Source organism: Paraburkholderia atlantica (genome assembly GCF_000092885.1).
Lineage (GTDB): Bacteria > Pseudomonadota > Gammaproteobacteria > Burkholderiales > Burkholderiaceae > Paraburkholderia > Paraburkholderia atlantica.
Genome location: NC_014118.1, coordinates 1389320 through 1411174 on the forward strand (window position 1 = coordinate 1389320; position 21855 = coordinate 1411174).

Sequence of the window (21855 nt, forward strand, 5' to 3'; positions counted from 1 at the left end):
CAAAAAGAAAATTAACATGTGGTTTTATCTGACGAATTCAGGCCATTTAACATCGTCCGTTTATTCATGTGGCCATTCGCACATAAAAATGAAAATTCAAAAATCGGAATGAGAGCAATACAATAGACAACGCAATGAAAATCACGAAATGCGCGCGCGAAACATTGCGCGTCGTTGCATAACGCGTGTGCGTCGCAAAAAGCGATGTGGCGATGCGCGCTGCCTCGCACGGTCGTCGAACGTGCGCCTCAGCCGCACACGATCGCGACCCACACGGTTTCCAAAGTGTCGTGGCGCAACCACCAGCGCGTCAGATAACCAACACATCGGCGCGCACGTTTTTTCCGGAGCATTCCCACCATCTTTGGCGCTACCGCCGCGTATCGTCGTTGCGCGGCCCGCAAACGCCTGTCCCCGCGAGCTCCTGCGCGGGATTGCCTCGGTACGCGGGTAAACCTTTGTTTGACTTCGACGCGCCGCCCCGTTTACTGCACGCAGCCGAACCTCTCGATCCGCTTTCATTCACGCCCGCATTTTGTTTGGTCTGCCGAGCAGTGTTCTGCGAGCGCCCTCCCCTCTCCGACGAGGTACAACATGGTTACTATCTCCAGCAGCGCCGTCGACGAATTCAAATCCACATTGCGCGGCCAGCTTCTGCTGCCCGACACGCCGGGCTTCGACGCGGCGCGCAGCATCTGGAACGCGATGATCGACCGTACTCCCGCGATGATCCTGCGGTGCGCAGGTGTTGCCGACGTGCGCAGCGGCGTTGCTTTCGCGCGCGACAACGGCCTGCCGCTCGCCATTCGCGGCGGCGGCCACAACATTGGCGGCAGCGCTGTGTGCGACGATGGCCTCGTGCTCGATCTATCCACGATGAAATCGGTGCGTATCGACCCGCAAGCACGGCGCGCGTATGTCGAACCTGGCGCGACGCTGCATGATTTCGATCACGAAGCGCAGGCATTCGGACTCGCGACGCCACTCGGCATCAACTCGACGACCGGCGTCGCGGGTCTGACGCTCGGCGGCGGTTTCGGCTGGCTGAGCCGCCGCTACGGCATGACGATCGACAACCTCGTCGCGGCCGACATCGTCACCGCCGACGGTGAGCTGCGCCACGTGAGCGCGACCTCGCACGACGATCTGTTCTGGGCGATTCGCGGCGGCGGCGGCAATTTCGGCGTCGTTACGCTATTCGAGTTCGCGCTGCATGAGGTCGGCCCGCTCGTCTATGGCGGCCTTGTCGTGTTGCCGCTCGCCGACGCGAAGGAAGCACTGATCAAATACCGCGACGCCACGCCCGCGATGCCCGACGAGCTCGCCGTATGGGCCGTCGCGCGACTCGCGCCGCCGCTGCCCTTCCTGCCGCCCGAGGTGCACGGCAAACCCGTGCTGGTGTTCGCGATGTGCTACAACGGGCCGGTCGACAAGGGTCCAGCCGCGGTGGAAGCCGTGCGCGGCTTCGGCAAGCCGCTCGGCGAACATCTTGGTCCGATGCCCTATGAAATGTGGCAACAGGCCTTTGATCCGCTGCTCACGCCAGGCGCGCGCAACTACTGGAAGTCGCACAACCTCGGCACCATCGACGATGGTCTGATCGACGCGCTGATCCGCGCGATCGACACGCTGCCGTCCGCGCAATGCGAAATTTTCTTCGGGCTGATCGGCGCGCAAACGCAGCGCGTCGCGGTCGACGCGACCGCTTACCCGGCCCGCGAGACGCTCTACGGGATGAACGTGCACGGCCGCTGGGACGACGCGCGCGACGACGAGCGCTGCGTCGCATGGGCGCGCGACTTTTTCAATGCGTCGCGCCCGTTCGCGCTAGGCAGCGTGTACGTCAACTTCATGACGGAGGAAGAAGGCGGCCGCATCGCGGATGCTTATGGGCCGAACTATGAGCGCCTCGTCGCCCTGAAAAACCGCTACGATCCGCACAACCTATTCCGCCATAACCAGAACATTCGCCCAACGGTGTAGCGACGACGCGCAACAGCAAGCCGCGCGAAACCGCGAACTGCAAATGGCCGCGCCGCCCTAGCGCAAGGCGGCGCGGCGCTTGGGCACGTTCCCTGCTACTTTGTCGGCTGAAAATGCCCGCGAAGCGTGCGTCGCACGTCGCGGCATGCCCGCTCAACGACAATCATCGCGCGCACGGAACCTCTCGTGCGCAAATGAGAACAAAGCAAAGCAAGGCAGGCAACTCGCCGCACTCTTCGATAACGTACAACATGCGTGAGAAACGCAAAGGAAAACAGTCATGCGCAGACGACAATTCATCATGACCGGCAGCGCTGCATTGGCCGTCGCAGGCCTGAGCCTCACCGGTTGCACGACGACTTCGCCGTCCTCGAACGCATCACCATCGGCCAATGCCGGCAAGCGCGACACGATCAACGCGGGCGTCGACTCGACGCTCGCACGTCTCTACGAAAACGTCGACGGTTCGCGCGACCTCGTTGCGAAAGCGCGCGGCGTGCTGGTGTTCCCGTCAGTGATCTCGGCCGGCTTCTGGGTCGGCGCACAGTATGGTGAAGGGGCGATGCGCATCGGCGGCCGCACGGTCGGCTACTTCAGCACGGTCGCAGGCTCATTCGGCTTGCAGATCGGCGCCCAGTCGAAGGCGCTCGTGTTTCTGTTCATGACGCAGGAAGCGCTCGACGAATTCATGCACAGCCAGGGCTGGGCGGTCGGCGCAAATGCGACCGTCGCCGTGCTGAAGGTCGGCGCGAACGGCGCGGTCGATTCATCGACCGCGACGAGCCCGGTGCAGGCTTTCGTGCTGACCAATGGCGGTTTGATGGCCGGGGTGTCGCTCGAAGGCACGAAGGTGTCCCGACTGATTATCTGAGTATCTGAGCGGAGCCTCCGCTCGTGCGGATTTGTGGTGCGCGCGCGCCGCGCGAATGCACGACAGATCCGCGCCGCGCGTTCAAGCCATCGCGTTCCCGCCCGCTTCGCAGGCGCCATTCATCGCGCTACGGTAAGATCCACGCCTTTCGCAAACCGTCCGCGCCCCGCGGACGCATCCTTTGCGCAGCCGCGCGCGTTGCCAAGCCCGTTCAGCGCAGCCCATGCGGGCCTCAGCATTGCGCTCGCGCGCCACCTCGTAAAACATGATCATCGCTAGTCCCGCTTCCGGTCGGCCCGCCTGGCTGTCAGGCATTCGCAGCAATGTGCTCGCAGGCCTGTCCTCGTCGTTCGCGCTGGTGCCCGAATGCATCGCCTTTGCGCTCGTCGCCCATCTGAATCCATTGATGGGTCTGCTATGTGCCGCGCGGTACGCTGTTTTTCGCGTCGACGACGCGTTTTCACGAGCTGTTCGATCCCGCGCGCGACCCGGCGCGCGTGACCGTCGATTGCAGTCACCTGCTGCTCGCCGATCATTCGGCGCTCGCCGCGTTGCAGGGGCTGGCCGAACGCTATCGCAAGGCGGGCAAAGAGTTGCGGATGCAGAACCGGTCGGAGCGCAACCGCCAATTGTTGAGCCGCGCGGGAATCGGCTTCGCGTGAGATACGCAGCGCGTTGCGAGCGCGCGTGCGGTGAATACTCGCGCGTGCATCGACAACGCGGCCTGGCGCTTTAGCGCTGCTCCGGCAACTTGAACACCGCGATCGCCGCCGACAACTGCCCGGTCTGCGTCTTCAGCACATCGGCCGACGCGCTCGCTTCCTCGACGAGCGCCGCATTCTGCTGCGTCGTCTGATCCATGCTCGCGACCGCGATGTTGACCTGCTCGATGCCCGAGGTCTGCTCGACCGACGCCGCGCTGATCTCGCCCATGATGTCGTTGACACGACGTACCGCCTGCACGACTTCCTGCATCGTGTCGCCCGCGCGTCCGACGTGCTCCGAACCGCCCGCGATCTGCGCGGCCGATTCCTCGATCAGCGCCTTGATTTCCTTCGCGGCCGCCGCGCTGCGTTGCGCGAGCGTACGCACTTCGCCCGCGACCACCGCGAAACCGCGGCCCTCCTCGCCCGCGCGCGCCGCCTCGACGGCCGCGTTCAACGCGAGAATATTGGTCTGAAACGCAATCCCTTCGATTACGCCGATGATGTCGCCGATCCGATGCGACGACTGTGAAATCCCGCGCATCGTGTCGATCACCTGACCGACCACCGCGCCGCCGCGCGCCGCGGTTTCCGACGCGTTGTGCGCGAGCTGGCTCGCCTGCTTCGCGTTGTCGGCGTTCTGACGCACGGTCGCGGTGATCTGCTCCATGCTCGACGCGGTCTCGCCGAGCGCGGCCGCCTGCTGCTCGGTGCGGCGCGACAGGTCCGAATTGCCCGCGGCGATCTCGTTCGATACCGACGAAATCAGCGTCGCGCCGCTGCGAATCTGCTCGATCGCCTGCGCGAGACGCTGCTGCATCCGTTTCATCGCGGCGAGCAGACTGGTACTGTCGCCGGTCTTCGTGTCGACGATCACGTCGAGGTCGCCGTCCGCGATACGCGACGCGATCTGCACCGCGTACGCCGGTTCGCCGCCAAGCTGACGCAGAATACTGCGCACGATCACGCCGATCACCAGCGACACGAGCGCGCAAAGCACCAGCGCCGCGATCACGTATTGCGCGAGGGTGCGGTAGAACACCGCCTCGATGTCGTCCGTGAACACGCCGGTGACGATGGTCCAGTCCCACGGCTTATAAAGGCGCATGTAGTTGCTCTTCGGCGCGAGCCGGTTGGTGCCGGGCTTCGGGAACATCAGATGGACGAATGCCTCGCCTTCGCGCTGGGTCTGTTCGGAACCTTCCTTGAACACATGGCGGCCGTCAGGATCGGTGACGGTGCTCATGTCCTTGCCGACGAGGTCGGCGCGCGTGGCATGCATCAGCACGTGCGCGCGGCTGTCTTCGAGCACGAGATAGCCGCCGGCACCGTCGTAGCGCATTGCGCGCAGGTCGTCCATCGCGGCGCGCTGCGCGTCGGCGAGCGGCATCGTGCCGGCCGTGGCGAGCGCGTTGTAGCGATCGAGCACGCTGTACGCGATGCTGACCACGTTTTTCAGCTCGTCTTCGCGATCGGCGATCATCGTGTCGCGCGTCTTGTACGCGCCCCACAGGCCGATCGCCAGAATCCCCATGCACATCACCGCGAGTGCGAGCCACAGTCGCACTTTCAGGCGAAACCGTTCCATCTTCCGTATCCCTTGTCGTGGTTTGCGGTGGTCGGCGCGAGCGGACAGCCGCAAACGTTTCATGTCGTTGTCGGGATTAACGGCGCGACGGCGGAAAACTTCAGTGCTACTCCAAGGTTGCGGGTTTCAGTCCGCCGGCAACGTCAGCGTCGCCACCTCGCAGCGCGGCCATTGCCGCAGCACGTCGGGCGACATCAGCAGCTTGGCCGCGCGCACGCCGGCGCCCATCACGATCTGCGTGCGCTCCATCACCGCGGCGTCGACCAGCACGCGCCAGTCGGCCGGCAGACCGAAGGCGGTAATGCCGCCGAACTCCATCTGGCTATGCTCGACCGCCGCCTCGCGCTTCGCGAATGACAGCCGCTGCGCGCCGAGCGCGGCCTTCACCGCGCCGTTGATGTCGAGCCGCCGCGAGCCAAGCGACACCAGCGCCGCGAAGTGCTCGCCACCGTCTTTCTTATAGCGGATCACGATCGTGTTCGCGCAGTCTTCGAGGCCGAAGCCATAGCGCGCGCTGAATGCGGCGGTGTCGGAGGCGTCGTCGGTGACGGCGAACACCGTGATTCCGTGCGCCGGCAATTGTTCGATGACATGCGCGGACAAATGCGCGCGCCACTGGTCGCGCTCGATGACGTCCAGTTGCTGTACGAGTTCGTGCGAATGCATGATGAGCGGAAAGATGACATTAATCCGCTGCATTCTAGCGGTACGCGCGGGCGGCCGCGAAACGGGCCATCGAAGCAGGCCATGAAAACAGGCCGTGAAGCCCGCCGCTTAACTTGTATAGTGACGGGCACGAGGTTTGCGAAAAGCGACAAGGCAAACACCGTGAAAGCGCCGTCACGATTCAGACACGATCATGGACATCGATACCCTTTCTCGCGAGAACCTCCAGCAGGCCGCGCGTCACCAGGCCAATTGGGCGATGGGCGCACTGCGGCAATTCACGGAGAACCGCTGCCTGGAGATGGCGGCGAGCATCGCGTTCTATGCGGCGTTTTCGCTCGCGCCGACGCTCGTGATGGTGATCGCGGTGGCCGGCTGGTTCTTCGGCCCGGCGGCCGCGCGCGGCGAACTGTTCGGCCACATCAACGGCCTGATCGGCGACCAGGCCGCGGCCGGCGTGCAGACCATCGTCGAGAACGCGCATCACGCGGGCGCCAAAGGGGGCATCGCGACGATCATTTCGTTCTCGCTGCTGGCGATCGGCGCGTCGGCGACGTTCTCGTCGCTGAACAGCGCGCTCAATATAGTGTGGCCATACACCGGGCCGCGCACGGCCAGCTGGCTCGCGCTCGTGCGGGTACGGCTGATTTCGTTCGGACTCGTGCTCGGCGTCGCGTTCCTGCTGATCGTGTCGCTGGTGCTCGATACGGTCATCGCCTTTATCGGCGAGTGGCTGTGGGGCGACTCGCCCTATGTCGTGATCGGCAATCTGCTGCAGCTCGGCGTCGGGCTGCTCGTGCTGATGTTCGCATTCGCCGCACTGCTGAAGTTCCTGCCCGACGCTCGGGTGCTGTGGCGCGATGCGCTGGTGGGCGGCGTCGTAGCGGCCGTGCTGTTCACCGGCGGCAGAAAGCTGTTCGCGCTCTATCTCGCGCATGCGGGAATGGCCAGCGCGTTCGGCGCAGCCGGCTCGCTCGCGGTGCTGCTGATGTGGCTGTACTTCTCTGCGCTGGTGCTGCTGCTCGGCGCGGAGTTCTCGGCGGCGCGCGGCAGGCTGCACGATCCGCGCGGCGGCTGGGGCATGCAGGGGGAAGCGCCGCCGGGCAGCCGCGCGAAGCTCGCGTCGGTGCTGGCGGCATCGACCGTTGCGGGGAACGCCGTTTCGTCGGCTCGCACGGCTGTGCGTGTTGCCATCCAAACGACCGCGCCGCTGCCGCCGTCAGGGATCGGCCTGGCCGCGCAAACGCGCTCCGCGCATGAGACCGCGGTGGACGTTACGCGCAAGGTGCTCGACGTCGAAGCGCAAGCCACCCGTCTCGCGGCGTCGGCCATCGTCGAAGCACGCCGCCAGGCGACGGCCGCCGACCGCTACGTGCGACGCAACCCGTGGACCTCGGTGCTGCTCGCGGCCGCCGCGGGACTCACGGCCGCGGCCGTGGCGCGCCGTGGCGCCGATAGGCGCTGAAACGTGTTGCGCCGTCAAACCACTCGACTGCGCTTGGACACAACGCGCTTCTTCTGTCCAGCCTGGCTAGTCATTTCGCCGACTATTTCTTTTATGTTTTCACTACAAAGTTGAGCGGACGTGTAGACGACCAGATTACATTTAGCATGCAAATCGATGCCGAAAGTGCGTTAAGTCATCCGGTCACTATCAGCGAATCAACAATAATGCGCACCAGACCAATAAATGTTGCGCAAACAGAAATAATCGTTGATGGGCTTTAGATACAAGGGTTTGCATCGATTGTCAGTTTTTGGCGACACTCTTTTTTTTCCGTTTCTACCCGGCGGATGCGCTGAGCTATTCTGCTTTCCGCAACAACGAACAATCATCTGCGTGGAGAAATGGATGAAACGAATCGCACTGTCTACCCTCTCGCTGGCGCTCCTCGGCGTCGCCGGTGTCGCACACGCGCAAAGCAGCGTGACCCTGTATGGCGTGCTGGATGAATCGATCCAGTACGTGAACAACGCTACGCCGCACGGCGGCAGCCTCGTTCAACTGTTTGGCGGCAACATCCAAGGTAACCGTTTCGGCCTGAAGGGCACGGAAGACCTGGGCGGCGGCCTGAAGGCAATTTTCCAGTTGGAAAATGGCTTTGACATCAACACCGGCAAGCTGCAGCAAGGTGGCTCGATGTTCGGTCGTCAGGCTTACGTCGGTTTGACGGGCGACGTCTGGGGCACGTTCACGGCTGGTCGTCAGTACGACCCGCTGGTCGACATGGTCCAGCCGCTGACGGGCGACAACTACTTCGGTAGCACGTTCGCTACGCCGGGCGACGTCGACAACAACGACAACAGCTTCCGCGTCATCAACTCGTTGAAGTACGTGTCGCCGGTCTGGTCGGGCTTCCAGATCGAAGGTCTGTATGCTCTGGGCGGCGTCGCAGGCGCGACGGGTTCGGGCCAGACGTGGTCGGGCGCGGCAACGTATGCAACGGGTCCGTTCAGCATCGCTGCTGGCTACCTGCATGCGAGCAATGCGAATTCGGTGGCTACGCGTACGGCTGCTGGCGGCTGGGCAGGTACGGCAGCACCGGGCGCAACGTTTGACTCCAACTTCCCGACCTTCGCCGGCATCAACTCGGCTTACGCTGCGTCGAAGTCGATCGGCATCGCATCGGCAGCGGTTCAGTACGTGACGGGCCCGTGGACGGGTAACCTGTCGTACAGCAACGCACAGTACCGTCCGGACGCGAACTCGGGCTTCGCGACGACGCAGAAGTTCAACGTCGGCCGCGCGTACCTGGGCTATCAGCTCACGCCGGCAGCGCTGATCGGTCTCGGCTATGCGTACACGCACGGCTCGGGCGACGCAAGCGCGACGTACAACCAGGTTTCGCTGGGCGGCGATTACAACCTCTCGAAGCGCACCGACGTGTACACGGTTGCCGCATGGCAGCACGCAAGCGGCAACCAGCGTACTCCGGGCGGCGGCCTCGTGTCGGCAACGGCTTCGATCGGTTCGTACGGCAACCAGTCGAGCACCAACAACCAGGTCATGGTCAGCCTGGGTATCCGTCACAAGTTCTAATCGAACTTCGAGTCGGACCTGATACGCGGCTGACGAGCCGCGTTATCAAAAACCAGCCAGAGGCGATGCCCCTGGCTGGTTTTTTTTCGTCCTGAGGTTTCGGTGCGCAGCTAGCGCCGCTGCGCCTTGCCCTTGTCGGCTTGCGCGAGAATCTGCGCGGGCGCCACATCTTGCTCATGCTCGACGCCATCGGCGCCGACCGGCGCGCGATACAGCACCAGCGCCCGCTCCGGATGCGGCGACGGCGCATCCAGCGACTGCTGCCAGTCAGGATCGGGAATCTCGGCGAACACCTGGCGCAAACGCTCGCCCCACGTGCGATGAATCATGTCGAAGTACGCGTTGTCGCGATCGATCGACACGAACCGCGTAACGCGCAGTGCATCCTTCTCGTACACCAGCAGATCGAGCGGCAAGCCCACTGACAGGTTCGAGCGCAGCGTCGAGTCCATCGAGATCAGCGCGGACTTCGCGGCCTCGTCGAGCGGTGTGGACGGCGTCAGCACGCGGTCGATGATCGGCTTGCCATACTTGGCCTCGCCGATCTGGAAATACGGATTCACCGCCGACGCCTCGATGAAATTGCCCGCCGCGTAGATCATGAAAAGCCGCATGCGGTTGCCCGCGATCTGCCCGCCGAGAATGAAGCTGCAATTGAAGTCGACGCCGAACTTCTGCAGCGCCGCGGCCTCGCGCTCGTGCACGCGGCGCACCGCGCTGCCGACCACGCGCGCGGCGTCGGCCATCGTCGGCACGCTCCACAGCGTGGGCACGGTGGCATCGGCGGGCTCGGACAGCTCGTGTAGCACCGCCTGGGTGATCGACAGATTGCCGGCGCCGAGCAGCACCAGCATGCGTTCGCCGGGCTGCTCGAACACCGACATCTTGCGCGCGGTACTGATGTGATCCACACCCGCATTGGTACGCGTATCGGACAGGAATACGAGGCCGTCGTTGACGGCCATCGCCACGCAGTAAGTCATAAGGAATCCGCGGAACGCGAGGGAACGAGGCTATTGTAATGCGGCGCACAGGCGCCTTTTATCCGTGTTTGCGGACTTTTTTGTGGCCTTTAGCGTTGCAACGCGGCTACTGCGACATCTGCGTGCTGACCTCCACCGCCACGCGAAGCTCCTCTTCGAGCCCGCCGATGCGTCGGCCGCGCACCGGTGCCGCCGCCTCATAATCGCGCGCGACAGCGAGCCGGCAATAGATCTCGCTGGCAAACCCGGCATGCGTGACGTCGAGCGAAATCCAGCCTTTGTCTTCGAGCCAAACGTCGACCCATGCATGACTCGCGCCATGCGGCACGTCGCCGGGTTCGATATAACCGCTGACGTAGCGCGCCGGCACGCCGCGCGCGCGGCAGCACGCGAGCATCAGATGCGCATGGTCCTGGCACACGCCGTTGCCGAGCGCGAGCGCCTCGGCGGCCGTGCTGGTGACCTCGGTCACGCCGGGCCGGTACTGCACCCGCTGCACGATCTGCTCGGCAAGCGTGATCAGGCTTGCCGGGCTCGCCAGACTCGCCACCGACTCCGCCAGTTCGCGGATCGCGCCATCGGGTTCGGTCAGGCGCGTCGCGCAGGTGAAATGCTCGAGCGGAATCGGGCCGGGCGGATCGCGCAGCACGCCGTCGACGAGCGGCATCGTGTCCACCTCGCCCGACACGCGCAGATGAATCTCGTCGTGCGGCTTGTTGATGACGAGCGTATGCAGCACGTTGCCGTAGGCGTCGAGCGTGGCGTCGAGCTTGCCCGGCGCGTCGATGCTCCAGCGCCGCACGGTCTGCCCCGCGCCGCTCGTGGGCGTCAGGCGCAACTGCTGGATCGAATAATGAACCGTCGCTTCGTAGCGGTAAGAGGTGTCGTGGCGGATCGTCAGGTACATGAGAAAACTCCGTCAGGCCACTGGCAACATCAGATAAGTACGCGCCACCAGGTTGCCCAGCTCGAACACGCGAGCGAGGAACTGCGTCAGATAGCCGTGCAAACCGCTTTCGAAAATCTGTCGGATGTCGGCATACAGCAGCTCGGCGCGCAGCTTGCCGGCGAAGCGCTCGCACTGGTTCGAGCCCGACGTGCGCAGCATCGCGAGATTGGTGCAGACGCCGTCGAGCGAGGCGAGCAGCGAGCGCGGCATCTGCTGATTGAGGATCATCAGCTCGACGACGCGTGCGGGCGTCACGACGTCGCGATACACCTTGCGATAGATTTCGAGCGCCGACACCGAGCTCAGGATCGAGGTCCAGTAATAGAAGTCCTCGAGCTGGCGCGCGGCGTCGCGCGAATTCGGTTCGACGTTCGCGAAACGCACATCGAGAATCCGCGCGGTGTTGTCGGCGCGCTCCAGATACGTGCCGAGCTGCGTGAAGAAGAACGCGTCGTCCTGCAGCGCGGTGCCGATCGTGACGCCCCGCGACAGATGCGAGCGGAACTTGACCCATTCGAACAACGAGCCCGGACTGCTCGCGGCCTGCCCGCTCGCGAGCCGCTCGTTGAATTCGAGCCACGTGTCGTTGATGGTTTCCCACCACTCGGTCGTCAGCGTGCCGCGCACCGCGCGGGCGTTTTCACGCGCGGCCTGCAGGCATGAATGAATGCTCGACGGATTGCTCGCGTCGGCGACCATGAAGTCGAGCACGTGGTCGCGCGTCGGTTCGTCGTAGCGCTGCGCGAAGGCGCTTTCGAGCTCGGAGATGCGCAGCACCGAGCGCTGTCCGCGCGCCTCCTGTTCGGCCGTCTGCGGCAGCAGTTGCGCCTTCAGGTTGATGTCGAGCATGCGCGCGGTGTTCTCCGCGCGCTCCATATAGCGGGCCATCCAGAAGAGGTGATCGGCGGTTCGGCTAAGCATGACGGCGTTCCATGTCTGTGATCTGAACGCGCGAGGCCTTCGTCAGCGACGAAAGTCCGCGCTGGTTATCCGTTGAGCGACGGCGGCGCATCGCGCATTGCGTGCCGCTTGCGGCGCATCAGTCGACCATCCAGGTATCCTTGGTTCCGCCTCCCTGCGATGAATTGACGACGAGCGAGCCCTCCTGCAGCGCAACGCGTGTGAGGCCGCCCGCCACCATCGTGGTGGACTTGCCCGATAGCACGAACGGCCGCAGGTCGATATGGCGCGGCGCGATGCCCGCTTCGACGAAGGTCGGACACGCGGACAGCGCTAGAGTGGGCTGTGCGATATAACCAGCCGGACGCGCGATCAGCCGCTCGCGGAAGGCCTCGACCTCGGCCTTCGTCGAGGCCGGGCCGACCAGCATCCCGTAGCCGCCCGCGCCGTGCACTTCCTTGACCACCAGCTCCGGCAGATGCGCGAGCGTATACGCGAGATCCTCGGGCTTGCGGCACTGATAGGTCGGCACGTTGTTCAGAATCGGCTTTTCGCCGAGATAGAACTCGATCATGTCGGGCACGTACGGGTAGATCGATTTGTCGTCGGCAATGCCGGTGCCCATCGCGTTCGCGAGCGCGACGCGGCCGGCGCGATACGCAGTCAGCAGACCCGGTACGCCGAGCGCGGAATCGGCGCGAAACGCGAGCGGATCGAGAAAGTCGTCGTCGACGCGCCGGTAGATCACGTCGACGCGCTTCGGTCCCTGCGTGGTGCGCATGAACACGTAGTTGTCGTCGACGAACAGATCCTTGCCTTCGACGAGCTCGACGCCCATCTGCTGCGCGAGGAACGTATGCTCGAAATACGCGGAGTTGTACATGCCCGGCGTCAACACGACGACGATCGGATCATCGACGCCTTCGGGCGCGACCGAGCGCAGCGTATCGAGCAGCAGATCGGGGTAATGCGCGACCGGCGCGATGCGGTTCTGCACGAACAGTTCAGGGAAGAGCCGCATCATCATCTTGCGGTTTTCGAGCATGTACGACACGCCCGACGGCACACGCAGATTGTCTTCGAGTACGTAGAACTCGCCTTCGTCGCCGGCGCGCACCACGTCGACACCCGCGATATGCGCGTAAACACCGAGCGGCACGTCGACGCCCTGCATCTCCGGACGATACTGCGCGTTGGTATAGACCTGCTCGGCCGACACGATGCCTGCGCGCACGATGTTGCGATCGTGATAGACGTCGTGGATAAACAGATTGAGAGCCCGCACGCGCTGTCGCAAACCGGCTTCGAGCGTCTGCCATTCGCCGCGCGGGATGATGCGCGGAATCAGATCGAAGGGAATCAGCCGCTCGGTGCCGGACAGGTCGCCGTTCACCGCGAACGTGATGCCGACGCGCCTGAACAGCAGGTCCGCTTCCGCGCGCTTGCGTGCGATTGCTTCGTTGCCCTGGCTGTCCAACCATCGCTCAAAGCGCGCGTAATGCGGCCGTACGCCATCGTCGTGATAGCGCATCTCGTCATAGCATCGCATGTCAGCCCCAGTCTTGTTTGTCGAATAGAAGGCGAATGCGCTGCGCATTCGGGATTCGACCTTGATCAAGCAAGCGTTATGCCATTGAATATGTCGTGATGATGCGCGTTGACGTGCACGCTGTCGGCGCATCCGCAGGGCGTCGAATTGCGTTGATCGTACTGTCGTGGACCATGATGCGCCAGTCAGGTGCGCGCGCGCCATCAGGGAGCACACTATGAGAAGTGCGCCTGCCGTTTCGCCAATGCATTCAACGAGGCGCTACGAAGCGAGCGCATAAAAAAGTCCCCGTGGATTTTCATCCACGGGGACTTCGATCACCTGCATGCAGGCGCTTTTTCTCGCACTCAAACGTCAGGCATGGTTAAGCACAACCGCGCCATGCCGACGCGTGAGCCGCGTGAGCAACGCGCTTAGGCAGCCGCTGCGTCCTTCAGCTTCTTCAGCGCGCGGGCCTTGATGCGCACGCTTGCCGGCTTGGCCGGGAACCAGCGCTCTTCACCCGTGAACGGGTCCTTGCCGAAGCGCTTCTTCTTCGCCGGCACAGCCTGCACGACGATCTTCAGCAGACCCGACAGCGTGAATTCGCCAGCGCCCTTCTTGTGCACCGTGCCCAGGATCGTGTCTTCGAGCGCGGCCAGCACAGCCTTGGCGGTCTTCGGTTCCACTGCAGCACGTTCAGCGATGTGAGCTGCCAACGAGGCCTTCGTGAAGGTGTCCTTGATCGGCGTCGGTGCGCCAGACGCCTTCACGGCGACCTTCTTGGCTGCGACGGCTTTCTTCGCAGGAACTTTCTTTGCAGCAACCTTCTTGGTCGGTACCGGGGCAGCAGCCTTCTTGGCCACCTTTTTTGCGGAAGTCGGCATGTTTCTCCTACCTGTTGTGGTCAGTGAATTGCTCGAAGCGCACACCGTATGTGCACGCTTCAACGCCGGATTCTACAAGCGCTAAAGCGATTTGCGCGACTCTTTTATGTATTGCGATGAAGTTTTTTGCGTGGCACCAACGGTCCAACACGTTTTAGTACCTGTTTTAGCGGCTAAAACGTGCGCGGCACGGTCTTCAACATGCAGGAGTAACGCTCGTTACAGTTCGTTTCGGCGGCGGTTTCGAGGTGGTCGTGGCGAAGCGAGCTGGTGTTTTCGCCCCTTGAATCAGGGCGTTTTCTTCGCTTGACGCGTCAAGCAACGCAGCCCCGACGCTTTGACGATGCCTACGCCGCGCTTGCGGCGAGTTCCGTTTCAGCGTGCGATGCGCGGCAGCATGCCGGCGAGCGTCGTCAGCGCCGTGTCGATGTGTTCGGCCGCGATGCTGCCATAGCCGAACATCAGCCCTGGCTGCGGTGTCACGCGATGGTGAAATGGCGCGAGTCCATAAAGGCCGATCGACGCTTCACGCGCGGCGGCGACGAGCGCCTCTTCGCCGAGCGACGCCAACGCCCCCCTCAGCCGCGCCGCCAGATGGATGCCGGCAGTCGGCACGATCGGTTCGAACCAGCGCGCGAGGTCGCCTTGCAGATGCTCGAGCAGCACAGCGCGGCGCGCCGCATAAGCCTTGTGCATGCGCCGTAGATGGCGCGCGAAGTCGCCATTGAGCATGAACGACGCGAGCGCCGTTTGCGTCAGCGTGCAGCCGTGACAATCGGCGATCTGCCGCGCCTTCAGCAGCGGGCCGTGCAACGACGCCGGCGGCACCAGGTAGCCGATGCGCAACTCGGGGAAGATCGTCTTCGAAAACGTGCCGACGTAGGCGACCAGACCGGCGCGATCGAGGCTCTTCAGCGGCTCCATCGGCCGGCCTTCGAAACGGTACTCGCAGTCGTAGTCGTCCTCGATGATGACCGCGCCGCGCTTTTGCGCCCATTCGAGCAGTTCGACGCGACGCTCGAGGCTCATCGGCATGCCGAGCGGAAACTGATGCGAAGGCGTCACGTAGACGAGCCGTGCCTTGTCCGGCAGCTTGCCGACGATCAGGCCTTCGCTATCGACCGGAACCGGCACCACGCGCGCGCCCGTCACCGTGAAGCAGGCATGCGCGGGTGGGTAACCGGGATCTTCGATCGCCACGATTTCGCCGGGCCGCAGCGTGATACGCGCCATCAGATCGAGCGCGTGCTGCGCGCCCTGCGTGACGATCACGTCTTCCCAGTTGCTCGACACCGCGCGGTTGAAGGCAAGGTAGCGCGAGATCGCGAGACGCAGCTGCTGCTCACCGGCGGCGTCGCGATAGGTGCCGGGGCTGCGCGCCTGGCCGCGCAGCGCGTGATTCACACAGCGGCGCCAGACGTCGAAGGGAAACAGCGATTTGTCGGTCGCGCCGCCGATGAAGTCGAGCGGCGACGGCACCGACGGCCGTGGCAACGGCAGACTGTCGGGCATCTGCTCCCACAGCGGCTGCGCACGTGCCGCGGCCTTCGCCTGCGCGGCGTCCCGCTCGCGCGAACGAGCCGCCGCGCGCGCCTGCGCGGAGCGCTCGGCGGGCAGCCGTTCGAGCCCGTCGGCGACGAAGGTGCCCGAACCGGCGCGCGCGCTCAGATAGCCCTCCGAGAGCAGCCGCTCGAAAACGTCGAGCGTGGTCTTGCGCGACACGCCGAGCTGCGTCGCGAGGTCGCGCGTGGACGGCAGACGCGTGCCGCCGGCAAGCCGCCCTTCGAGAATGCCCGCGCGCAACTGCCGATAAATCTGTCCGGACAGATCGTGATGGCCTTCGACCGCGATGTGAATGTCCATTCGGGTGGTTACCTCAAATAACGGCGAAATGGTTACTTCGACCGACCACTGGCGAACGTAAGCTTACCTCCACGGACGCCCATTTGGACGCCCTCGCACATTCACGAGGACTCTCTGATGCAAGCACGTCTCGACTTTTACAAGGCCTGCCCGAGCGGCACCCGCGCGATGCTCGCGCTCGAGGAAACGATCGGCAAAAGCACGATCGACAAGACACTCGCCGAACTCGTGCGGATTCGCGCGTCGCAGTTGAACGGCTGCGCGTTCTGCCTCGACATGCACGTGACCGATGCGCGCAAGCACGGCGAAACCGAGCGGCGTCTCGCGGCGGTGGCCGCGTGGCGCGAAGCGCCGTTTTTCACCGCGCGCGAACGCGCGGCGCTCGAATCGACGGAGGCAGTGACGCTGGTCGCGCAAACGCGCGTGCCGGATACGGTATGGGAAGCAGTGAAGCCGCATTTCAGCGAGCAGGAAATCAGCGACCTGACGCTGCTGATCGTTGCGATCAACGGCTGGAACCGGATTGCGGTGTCGTTCAGGAAGATGCCGGAGTAAGCGGCGCGCCTTTGCAGTCGCGAGGCCTCAGAAGATCACGGAAACCGCCACCGCGAGCCAGATCGAGGTCACGCCCGCGAGAAACAGATGCCGCGCGATCCGCACGCGGGAGTCGCTGTTCTCCGGCTCGACGGGACTCGTCGCCATCCAAGGCACGAGGCCGAGGCACGCGAAGCCCGCCAGCGCGAGCACGAAGACCACGACATCGGCCTTGTGCCAGGCGGTCGGCTCGTACATGCCCCAGTAGCCGAGAAACACGATGCCGATCGAGAACACGGTCGCGGAAGCGGCGCTGAGCGCGGGCACCGATCCAGTGGGAGTCGGCATGCTTGACCTCCGATCGTCAGATTGCTGCGGCGCTCGCGCGCGGCGCGCCATTCGCCCGACCCGCGTTCGCGCCGGCCGCGGCCAGCCGTCAGGAAGTGCGGGTCTGGCGCGCTTCGTACGTCTTCAGATGACTATAGGCGATGCGCAGCAGCGACAGGGCGTGTTCGCCCTTTTGTGCGTCGCCGCCGCGCGTGATCAGGTCGCCGAGAATATGATCCGCCTCGGTGTGCGAGCGGTTTTCGACGTCGCGCAGCATCGACGCGGTCAGCGGTGACGGCGTCAGCAGCACCTGGATGGCGCGCGCGTCGAAGTCCGCGTCCATCGTGAAGCCGTTGTGTTCGGCCACCGCGCGGCATTCGCCGAGCAGATTCTCGATCACGCGCCTGCCGTCAGGCGCAGCCAGAATATCGCCGACCGTACCGCGCATCAAGCAGGTACTCCCCGCCAAGGTGGCGAGGAACACCCATTTCTCCCACATGCGCAGCAGGATGTTGTCGCTGACCGCGACGTCGAACTGCGCGCCCGACATCGCATCGGCGATCGCCTGGGTGCGCTCCGAGGTGCCGCCCACGAGTTCGCCGAACGTAATCGCCTGCATGTCGTTCAGATGCACGATGTGCTGCTCCGCATTGAGCGTCGCGGCGATCACGCACTGGCCCCCGAGCACGCGCTCCTTGCCGAAGCGCGCGGTCAGCACCTCGATATGGCGCATGCCGTTGAGCATCGGCAGAATTAGCGTGTCTTCGCCGACGAATGGCGTGAACGAATCGATCGCGTCGTCGAGACTGTAGGCCTTGCAGCTCAGCAGCACGAGATCGAACGGCTCGCTGGCGACACCGGCCAGTATCGTCTTCACGTCGCGCAACTGGAGATTGCCCCGTGGGCTGTTGATCACGAGGCCGTCGCGCCGCAGCTTTTCCGCGCGACCGGCGCGGACGAGGAAGGTTACCTCCTGCCCCGCCGCCGCCAGACGTCCGCCGAAATAACCGCCTACCGCGCCCGCCCCTACTACCAGAATTCGCATCTTGCGCCTCTTGAAAGATTTCGGTTAGCCGAATCATGCGCGTCGCTGGTGGACGCATCCCGATGGTGCCGCGTATGTGCTTGTTGTGCAGAATGTAGCAAAGATTGGGAATCGGTTCCGGGGAGCGTTGCCCGTGGGTCCACGGTGCCCGTTGCATGGCGTGCGCGCAGCAGCCCGAACAGACCGGCGCGCCGCGCGAATCCAGCAAGTTTTACGACGGAACGGACGCTTTGCAATAACGCCGCCAAGCGATGACGCCGCCAATGGCGATGACGGTCGCAATGACCACGGTTGATGCGAGGAACATGAGCAACGTACATGTGTCCTCGACGTCCAACGCGTCAGGGCTGTAATCGGGGTCCAGCCAGAGTAGCGCCTGTCGAATGGCGATTGACAGCCAGATCGGTATGTCGAAGACGAAATGCGCCAACAGGAAGCGGGTCATATGCAATCCTCCCAAGCAGGACAACGCAAACCCGGCAATACACCAAGCAAAGATTGCAATGCGCTTCATCGGACTTCCACCCGCCCATACGCTTTCATGTTGCTGCCTGGAATGGTCAAATCAGGTTTTCGTGAGCGGATGTAGCGCTGGAGCCGCTCGAAGTCATCGCCGCTCTGTACGCCGCGACCGGAATACGCTTCGACCTTACCAAATCCGGGACAATCAGCACTGGTGTCCGCGCATATAAATCAAATCGCTACTGTCTGCGCCGCGATCGCACTTGAACCAAAGATGCAGGGCCATCTTCATGATTACGGATTCCTTGAATCGTGAGTAGGACTGGCCTTTTACCATCGCTTGCCGGCCGAATACATGACCTCCCGCGCTTGCTTCTCACATTTGACGATCCGTCACATTGAAGCAGCGCTCGAACGAGCACACAATGCATGCACCATGCACCGCTCCAGTAACATTAGACGTCCCCCACGCGAATCCCCGACTTGACGCTTGGACGACCCAGCGTCACACGCCCGCTGCCGTCACTGCGCCGCCACCGTTTCCCCCTGCTCCCACCCGCCCCCCAGCGACCGGTACAGCGCGATCGCCGAAAGCGCGTGCTCGCGCCGGGCCTGATTCAACGACTCCGAGTCGCGCAGATACGCTTGCTGCGCGTCGAGCACATCGAGGAAGCTCGACGCGCCGCCCTTGTACAACTCGGTCGACAGACGCAGCGCATGATTCGACGCATCGAGCGCACCGGCCAGACGCTGCACCTGCGCCGCGCCGCTGACGAGATCGCTGCGATTGTCCTCGACCTCCTTCAGCGCTTGCAGCATCGTCTGCTGCAAGCCGAGCTGCGATTCGCGCATACGGCTCTCGCTCGCGTCGATGTTCGCGGTGATGCGCCCGGCGTTGAAGATCGGGCTCGTTGCATTCAACGCGGCGCTGAACAGATTATCGGTCAGCGTCGGCATGCCAAGGTACGACGATGCGAGCAGCCCATTGGTCAGGTTGATCTTGAACTGCGGATAGCGCTGGGCCTTCGATACCCCCACTTCCGCCGCACGCTGTTCGACGAGCGCATAAGCGGTGCGCACGTCCGGCCGATGCAGCAACGCGTCGGACGGCAACACCTGCGGCGCGCTTTGCGCAGGCACCGGAATCTCGCGTGCGTTGGAAAGCAGCAGCGTATCGAGACTTTCCGGCGTACGCCCCGAATACACGGCGATCAGGCTCAGTTGATGCTGGACCGTCGATTGCATGCGCGGAATCTGAGCCTGCAAGTCCTGCAACTGATTCTGCGCACGGGCGACGTCGAGCTGGGTCGACAGTCCATAATGCAGACGCGCCTGCGTGAGCTTCAGCGCGCGGCTGCGGATCTGCTCGTTGTCGTCGAGGATCTGCAATTGCGCCTGCGCCCAGCGCAAATCGATGTACGCAGCCGCCGTGTTCGCCGCGAGCGCGAGCCGCAACTGGTTCAGCGCCGCAACGCTACCCGACACCTGCGCCTGCGACGCCAGCACCGCGAGTCGTTCGCCGCCGAACACGTCAGGCGTCCAGCTCGCGGCGAGGCCGAAGCCGGCCTGGCGCACGTAGCCGAGCGGCGGCGGCGTATTCTGCCGCGCGGTCGACGCGCCCGCGTTCGCATTCAGCTCCGGCAGCAGCGCCGCGCGATTCTGCGTCACCAGATCCTGCGACTGCTTCACGCGCTCGGCCGCGGCCTGCACGTCGAGGTTGCCGGTCAACACCGATTCGATCAGCTGATGCATGACCGGGTCGCCGAATTGCGCCCACCATGCATCGGTGTTCACGCTATCTTGCGGTGCGTCGACGCTCCAGGCGGCCGGCGCCAGCGTCTGCACCGTATGCGGCAAATCCGCGTGCGTGGCCGGTTGCACCGCGCAGGCCGCGAGCGTCAAAAATGCCGCGCTCGCCACTAACTTCATCACCATTCGTTTCATGTTGGACTCCTAGTGGGCATCGGGCGGGGGCGCGGTGTGGCCGAACGGGCGCGAAAACAGCACGCTCAGCAAAGCGACCACGAAGCACAGCGCAACCGCCAGAAAGGCGTCGGAAAACGCGAGCACCAGCGCTTCGCGCATCAGTGCCTCGTGCAATTCGGCCAGCCCCGCATTCGCGGCATTCAACACGTTGCCGCCGACTGCCGACAGATATTCGGCCTGCTTCTGCAAGATCGATTCGACGACCGGACGGCCCGCGTTCAGATGCTCGTCGAGCCGTTCGTAATGAAGGTTCAGACGGTCGTTCAACATCGTGCTGCTGACCGCGATGCCGATCGCGCCGCCGAGGTTACGCATCAGATTGAACAGTCCGCTCGCGGAGCGCAGCCGCGACGGCGGCAACGCGCCGAGCGCCATCGTCACGATCGGCGGAATACAGAACTGCTGGCCGATTCCGCGCAATGCTTGCGGAATCAGCAACTGCTGCCAGCCCCATTGGTTCGTCAGCGGCACGTACAGATAGCAGCCGATGCCAAACAGCGCGAGGCCGAACACCATCAGCATGCGCATGTCGACGAAGCGCGCGAGCGTCGAGTACGCGGCAAGCGCGAGCAACTGAAAACAGCCGACGGACAGCAACGCGAGGCCGATCTGCAACGAATCGAAGCCGCGCACGCGGGCAAGAAACACCGGAGTCAGGAACACGGTGCAGAAGATGCCGATCCCGGTGATGAACGACAGCAGACTGCCGATACCGAAGTTGCGCAACGCCAGCGCGCGCAGGTCGACGATCGGTTCCTTCGCGGTGAACGCATGCACGAGGAACAGAAACCCGCAGATCGCCGCGACCCACGCGCACAGCACGATTACGTCGTCGCCGAACCAGTTCTTGCGAGGCCCTTCTTCGAGCACGTATTCGAGGCAGCCGAGAAAACCCGACATCAGCAGGATGCCGATGTAGTCGCCCTTCTTCAGCAGCGACAGATCGACCCTGTCGATATGCACGTACTTCGGCACCAGCAGCGTGACGGCGACTCCCGGCACCAGGTTCAGATAGAACAGCCAGTGCCACGACCATTGCGACGTGATCCAGCCGCCGATCACCGGACCGATCGTCGGTGCCAGCGACGCGAGCGCGCCGATCGTCGTCGATGCGATCAAACGCTGCTTGCCGGGAAACAGCACGAACGCGGTCGTAAACACGGTCGGAATCATCGCCGCACCGGCCGCGCCTTGCAGCCCGCGAAACAGGATCATCGAGTTGATGTCCCATGCGAGGCCGCACAGCATGCTCGTCACCGTGAAGCCGAGCGCGGAGAACGTGAAGAGCCACCGCGTCGAGAACACGCGCGTGAGCCACCCCGACATCGGAATCACGATGATCTCCGCGATCAGATACGAGGTCTGCACCCACGACAGTTCATCCTGACTCGCGGACAGCCCGCCACCGATATCGCGCAGCGACGACGCGACGATCTGGATATCGAGCGTCGCCATGAAAAAGCCCACGCACATCAGCGCGAATGCGAAGACCTTGGTGCGGGTCGGCTGGTCGGCGGGGTTGTCGAGATCGTGAGTCAT

General features: G+C 63.8%; 19 protein-coding genes and 1 pseudogene. 7 read left to right on the forward strand and 13 right to left on the reverse strand.

Translation table 11 applies throughout. The features are described from left to right. Positions 1–594: 594 nt before the first annotated feature. From BC1002_RS22255 to BC1002_RS22270, 4 genes and pseudogenes are all read left to right on the forward strand, one after another. Positions 595–1983 carry an FAD-binding oxidoreductase gene (locus BC1002_RS22255; RefSeq protein ID WP_013092246.1) on the forward strand — a complete coding sequence of 463 codons (1389 nt, stop codon included), beginning with the start codon at positions 595–597 and terminating at the stop codon, positions 1981–1983. A 280-nt stretch (positions 1984–2263) separates the two neighbouring features. Continuing rightward, positions 2264–2854 (forward strand): BPSL1445 family SYLF domain-containing lipoprotein, encoded by a 591-nt coding sequence (locus BC1002_RS22260; RefSeq protein ID WP_013092247.1) that lies wholly within the window; start codon positions 2264–2266, stop codon positions 2852–2854. 265 nt (positions 2855–3119) lie between these two features. Next, a pseudogene (locus BC1002_RS39785) lies at positions 3120–3269 on the forward strand (SulP family inorganic anion transporter); the annotation flags it as partial. 4 nt (positions 3270–3273) lie between these two features. Beyond that, a complete protein-coding gene (locus tag BC1002_RS22270) occupies positions 3274–3516 on the forward strand; it encodes an STAS domain-containing protein (RefSeq protein WP_041735076.1) in 243 nt (80 codons plus the stop codon). Between the two features lie 70 nt (positions 3517–3586). Here BC1002_RS22270 and BC1002_RS22275 read toward each other — a convergent pair whose 3' ends face one another. Both BC1002_RS22275 and BC1002_RS22280 read right to left on the reverse strand, forming a co-directional pair. Further along, complete coding sequence (locus BC1002_RS22275; RefSeq protein WP_013092248.1) at positions 3587–5146, reverse strand: methyl-accepting chemotaxis protein; 1560 nt, start codon at positions 5144–5146, stop codon at positions 3587–3589. Between the two features lie 126 nt (positions 5147–5272). Continuing rightward, complete coding sequence (locus BC1002_RS22280; protein WP_041735369.1) at positions 5273–5812, reverse strand: YbaK/EbsC family protein; 540 nt, start codon at positions 5810–5812, stop codon at positions 5273–5275. A 193-nt stretch (positions 5813–6005) separates the two neighbouring features. On the opposite strand from BC1002_RS22280, the gene BC1002_RS22285 reads away from it, so the two are divergent. Together BC1002_RS22285 and BC1002_RS22290 are read left to right on the forward strand one after the other, a co-directional pair. Beyond that, positions 6006–7277 (forward strand): YihY/virulence factor BrkB family protein, encoded by a 1272-nt coding sequence (locus BC1002_RS22285; protein ID WP_013092250.1) that lies wholly within the window; start codon positions 6006–6008, stop codon positions 7275–7277. Positions 7278–7664: 387 nt separating this feature from the next. Next, positions 7665–8852 carry a porin gene (locus tag BC1002_RS22290; RefSeq protein ID WP_013092251.1) on the forward strand — a complete coding sequence of 396 codons (1188 nt, stop codon included), beginning with the start codon at positions 7665–7667 and terminating at the stop codon, positions 8850–8852. A 110-nt stretch (positions 8853–8962) separates the two neighbouring features. On the opposite strand, the gene BC1002_RS22295 is transcribed toward BC1002_RS22290, so the two are convergent. The 6 genes from BC1002_RS22295 to pdxR form a co-directional block, all read right to left on the reverse strand. Further along, positions 8963–9835, reverse strand: coding sequence for a proteasome-type protease (locus BC1002_RS22295; protein ID WP_013092252.1), 873 nt, complete (start codon positions 9833–9835; stop codon positions 8963–8965). 106 nt (positions 9836–9941) lie between these two features. Beyond that, on the reverse strand, positions 9942–10742 hold the full coding sequence (locus BC1002_RS22300) for a transglutaminase family protein (protein WP_013092253.1): 801 nt from the start codon (positions 10740–10742) through the stop codon (positions 9942–9944). A gap of 12 nt (positions 10743–10754) precedes the next feature. Further along, the gene (locus BC1002_RS22305) at positions 10755–11705 is read right to left on the reverse strand and encodes an alpha-E domain-containing protein (RefSeq protein WP_013092254.1); all 951 of its coding nucleotides are present in this window, start codon (positions 11703–11705) and stop codon (positions 10755–10757) included. A gap of 118 nt (positions 11706–11823) precedes the next feature. Next, a complete protein-coding gene (locus tag BC1002_RS22310; protein WP_013092255.1) occupies positions 11824–13233 on the reverse strand; it encodes a circularly permuted type 2 ATP-grasp protein in 1410 nt (469 codons plus the stop codon). Between the two features lie 413 nt (positions 13234–13646). Next, the gene (locus BC1002_RS22315) at positions 13647–14099 is read right to left on the reverse strand and encodes an HU family DNA-binding protein (protein ID WP_013092256.1); all 453 of its coding nucleotides are present in this window, start codon (positions 14097–14099) and stop codon (positions 13647–13649) included. Positions 14100–14474: 375 nt separating this feature from the next. Continuing rightward, positions 14475–15962, reverse strand: a complete 1488-nt coding sequence (pdxR, locus tag BC1002_RS22320) for a MocR-like pyridoxine biosynthesis transcription factor PdxR (RefSeq protein ID WP_013092257.1) — start codon at positions 15960–15962, stop codon at positions 14475–14477. A gap of 117 nt (positions 15963–16079) precedes the next feature. Between pdxR and BC1002_RS22325 the strand changes: the two genes are divergently transcribed. Then, complete coding sequence (locus tag BC1002_RS22325; RefSeq protein ID WP_013092258.1) at positions 16080–16517, forward strand: carboxymuconolactone decarboxylase family protein; 438 nt, start codon at positions 16080–16082, stop codon at positions 16515–16517. A gap of 27 nt (positions 16518–16544) precedes the next feature. Here the strand turns inward: BC1002_RS22325 and BC1002_RS22330 are convergent, their stop codons facing one another. The 5 genes from BC1002_RS22330 to BC1002_RS22350 all read right to left on the reverse strand — a co-directional run bounded on the left by BC1002_RS22330 (position 16545) and on the right by BC1002_RS22350 (position 21855). Continuing rightward, positions 16545–16844, reverse strand: a complete 300-nt coding sequence (locus tag BC1002_RS22330) for a hypothetical protein (RefSeq protein WP_013092259.1) — start codon at positions 16842–16844, stop codon at positions 16545–16547. An 88-nt stretch (positions 16845–16932) separates the two neighbouring features. Continuing rightward, a complete protein-coding gene (gene panE, locus BC1002_RS22335; RefSeq protein WP_013092260.1) occupies positions 16933–17868 on the reverse strand; it encodes a 2-dehydropantoate 2-reductase in 936 nt (311 codons plus the stop codon). Between the two features lie 211 nt (positions 17869–18079). Continuing rightward, on the reverse strand, positions 18080–18382 hold the full coding sequence (locus BC1002_RS22340; RefSeq protein WP_157874734.1) for a hypothetical protein: 303 nt from the start codon (positions 18380–18382) through the stop codon (positions 18080–18082). A gap of 470 nt (positions 18383–18852) precedes the next feature. Beyond that, entirely contained in the window at positions 18853–20274 is a 1422-nt protein-coding gene (locus BC1002_RS22345) for an efflux transporter outer membrane subunit (protein ID WP_013092262.1), read from the reverse strand. A 9-nt stretch (positions 20275–20283) separates the two neighbouring features. Then, positions 20284–21855, reverse strand: coding sequence for a DHA2 family efflux MFS transporter permease subunit (locus BC1002_RS22350; protein WP_013092263.1), 1572 nt, complete (start codon positions 21853–21855; stop codon positions 20284–20286).

Excerpts from the sequence above, each read along its gene's own strand:
- BC1002_RS22255 (WP_013092246.1), top strand. The coding sequence starts at position 595 with ATGGTTACTATCTCCAGCAGCGCCGTCGACGAATTCAAATCCACATTG.
- BC1002_RS22260 (WP_013092247.1), top strand. The coding sequence starts at position 2,264 with ATGCGCAGACGACAATTCATCATGACCGGCAGCGCTGCATTGGCCGTC.
- BC1002_RS22275 (WP_013092248.1), bottom strand. The coding sequence starts at position 5,146 with ATGGAACGGTTTCGCCTGAAAGTGCGACTGTGGCTCGCACTCGCGGTG.
- BC1002_RS22280 (WP_041735369.1), bottom strand. The coding sequence starts at position 5,812 with ATGCATTCGCACGAACTCGTACAGCAACTGGACGTCATCGAGCGCGAC.
- BC1002_RS22285 (WP_013092250.1), top strand. The coding sequence starts at position 6,006 with ATGGACATCGATACCCTTTCTCGCGAGAACCTCCAGCAGGCCGCGCGT.
- BC1002_RS22290 (WP_013092251.1), top strand. The coding sequence starts at position 7,665 with ATGAAACGAATCGCACTGTCTACCCTCTCGCTGGCGCTCCTCGGCGTC.
- BC1002_RS22295 (WP_013092252.1), bottom strand. The coding sequence starts at position 9,835 with ATGACTTACTGCGTGGCGATGGCCGTCAACGACGGCCTCGTATTCCTG.
- BC1002_RS22300 (WP_013092253.1), bottom strand. The coding sequence starts at position 10,742 with ATGTACCTGACGATCCGCCACGACACCTCTTACCGCTACGAAGCGACG.
- BC1002_RS22305 (WP_013092254.1), bottom strand. The coding sequence starts at position 11,705 with ATGCTTAGCCGAACCGCCGATCACCTCTTCTGGATGGCCCGCTATATG.
- BC1002_RS22310 (WP_013092255.1), bottom strand. The coding sequence starts at position 13,233 with ATGCGATGCTATGACGAGATGCGCTATCACGACGATGGCGTACGGCCG.
- BC1002_RS22315 (WP_013092256.1), bottom strand. The coding sequence starts at position 14,099 with ATGCCGACTTCCGCAAAAAAGGTGGCCAAGAAGGCTGCTGCCCCGGTA.
- pdxR (WP_013092257.1), bottom strand. The coding sequence starts at position 15,962 with ATGGACATTCACATCGCGGTCGAAGGCCATCACGATCTGTCCGGACAG.
- BC1002_RS22325 (WP_013092258.1), top strand. The coding sequence starts at position 16,080 with ATGCAAGCACGTCTCGACTTTTACAAGGCCTGCCCGAGCGGCACCCGC.
- BC1002_RS22330 (WP_013092259.1), bottom strand. The coding sequence starts at position 16,844 with ATGCCGACTCCCACTGGATCGGTGCCCGCGCTCAGCGCCGCTTCCGCG.
- panE (WP_013092260.1), bottom strand. The coding sequence starts at position 17,868 with ATGCGAATTCTGGTAGTAGGGGCGGGCGCGGTAGGCGGTTATTTCGGC.
- BC1002_RS22340 (WP_157874734.1), bottom strand. The coding sequence starts at position 18,382 with ATGAAGCGCATTGCAATCTTTGCTTGGTGTATTGCCGGGTTTGCGTTG.
- BC1002_RS22345 (WP_013092262.1), bottom strand. The coding sequence starts at position 20,274 with ATGAAACGAATGGTGATGAAGTTAGTGGCGAGCGCGGCATTTTTGACG.
- BC1002_RS22350 (WP_013092263.1), bottom strand. The coding sequence starts at position 21,855 with ATGACTCACGATCTCGACAACCCCGCCGACCAGCCGACCCGCACCAAG.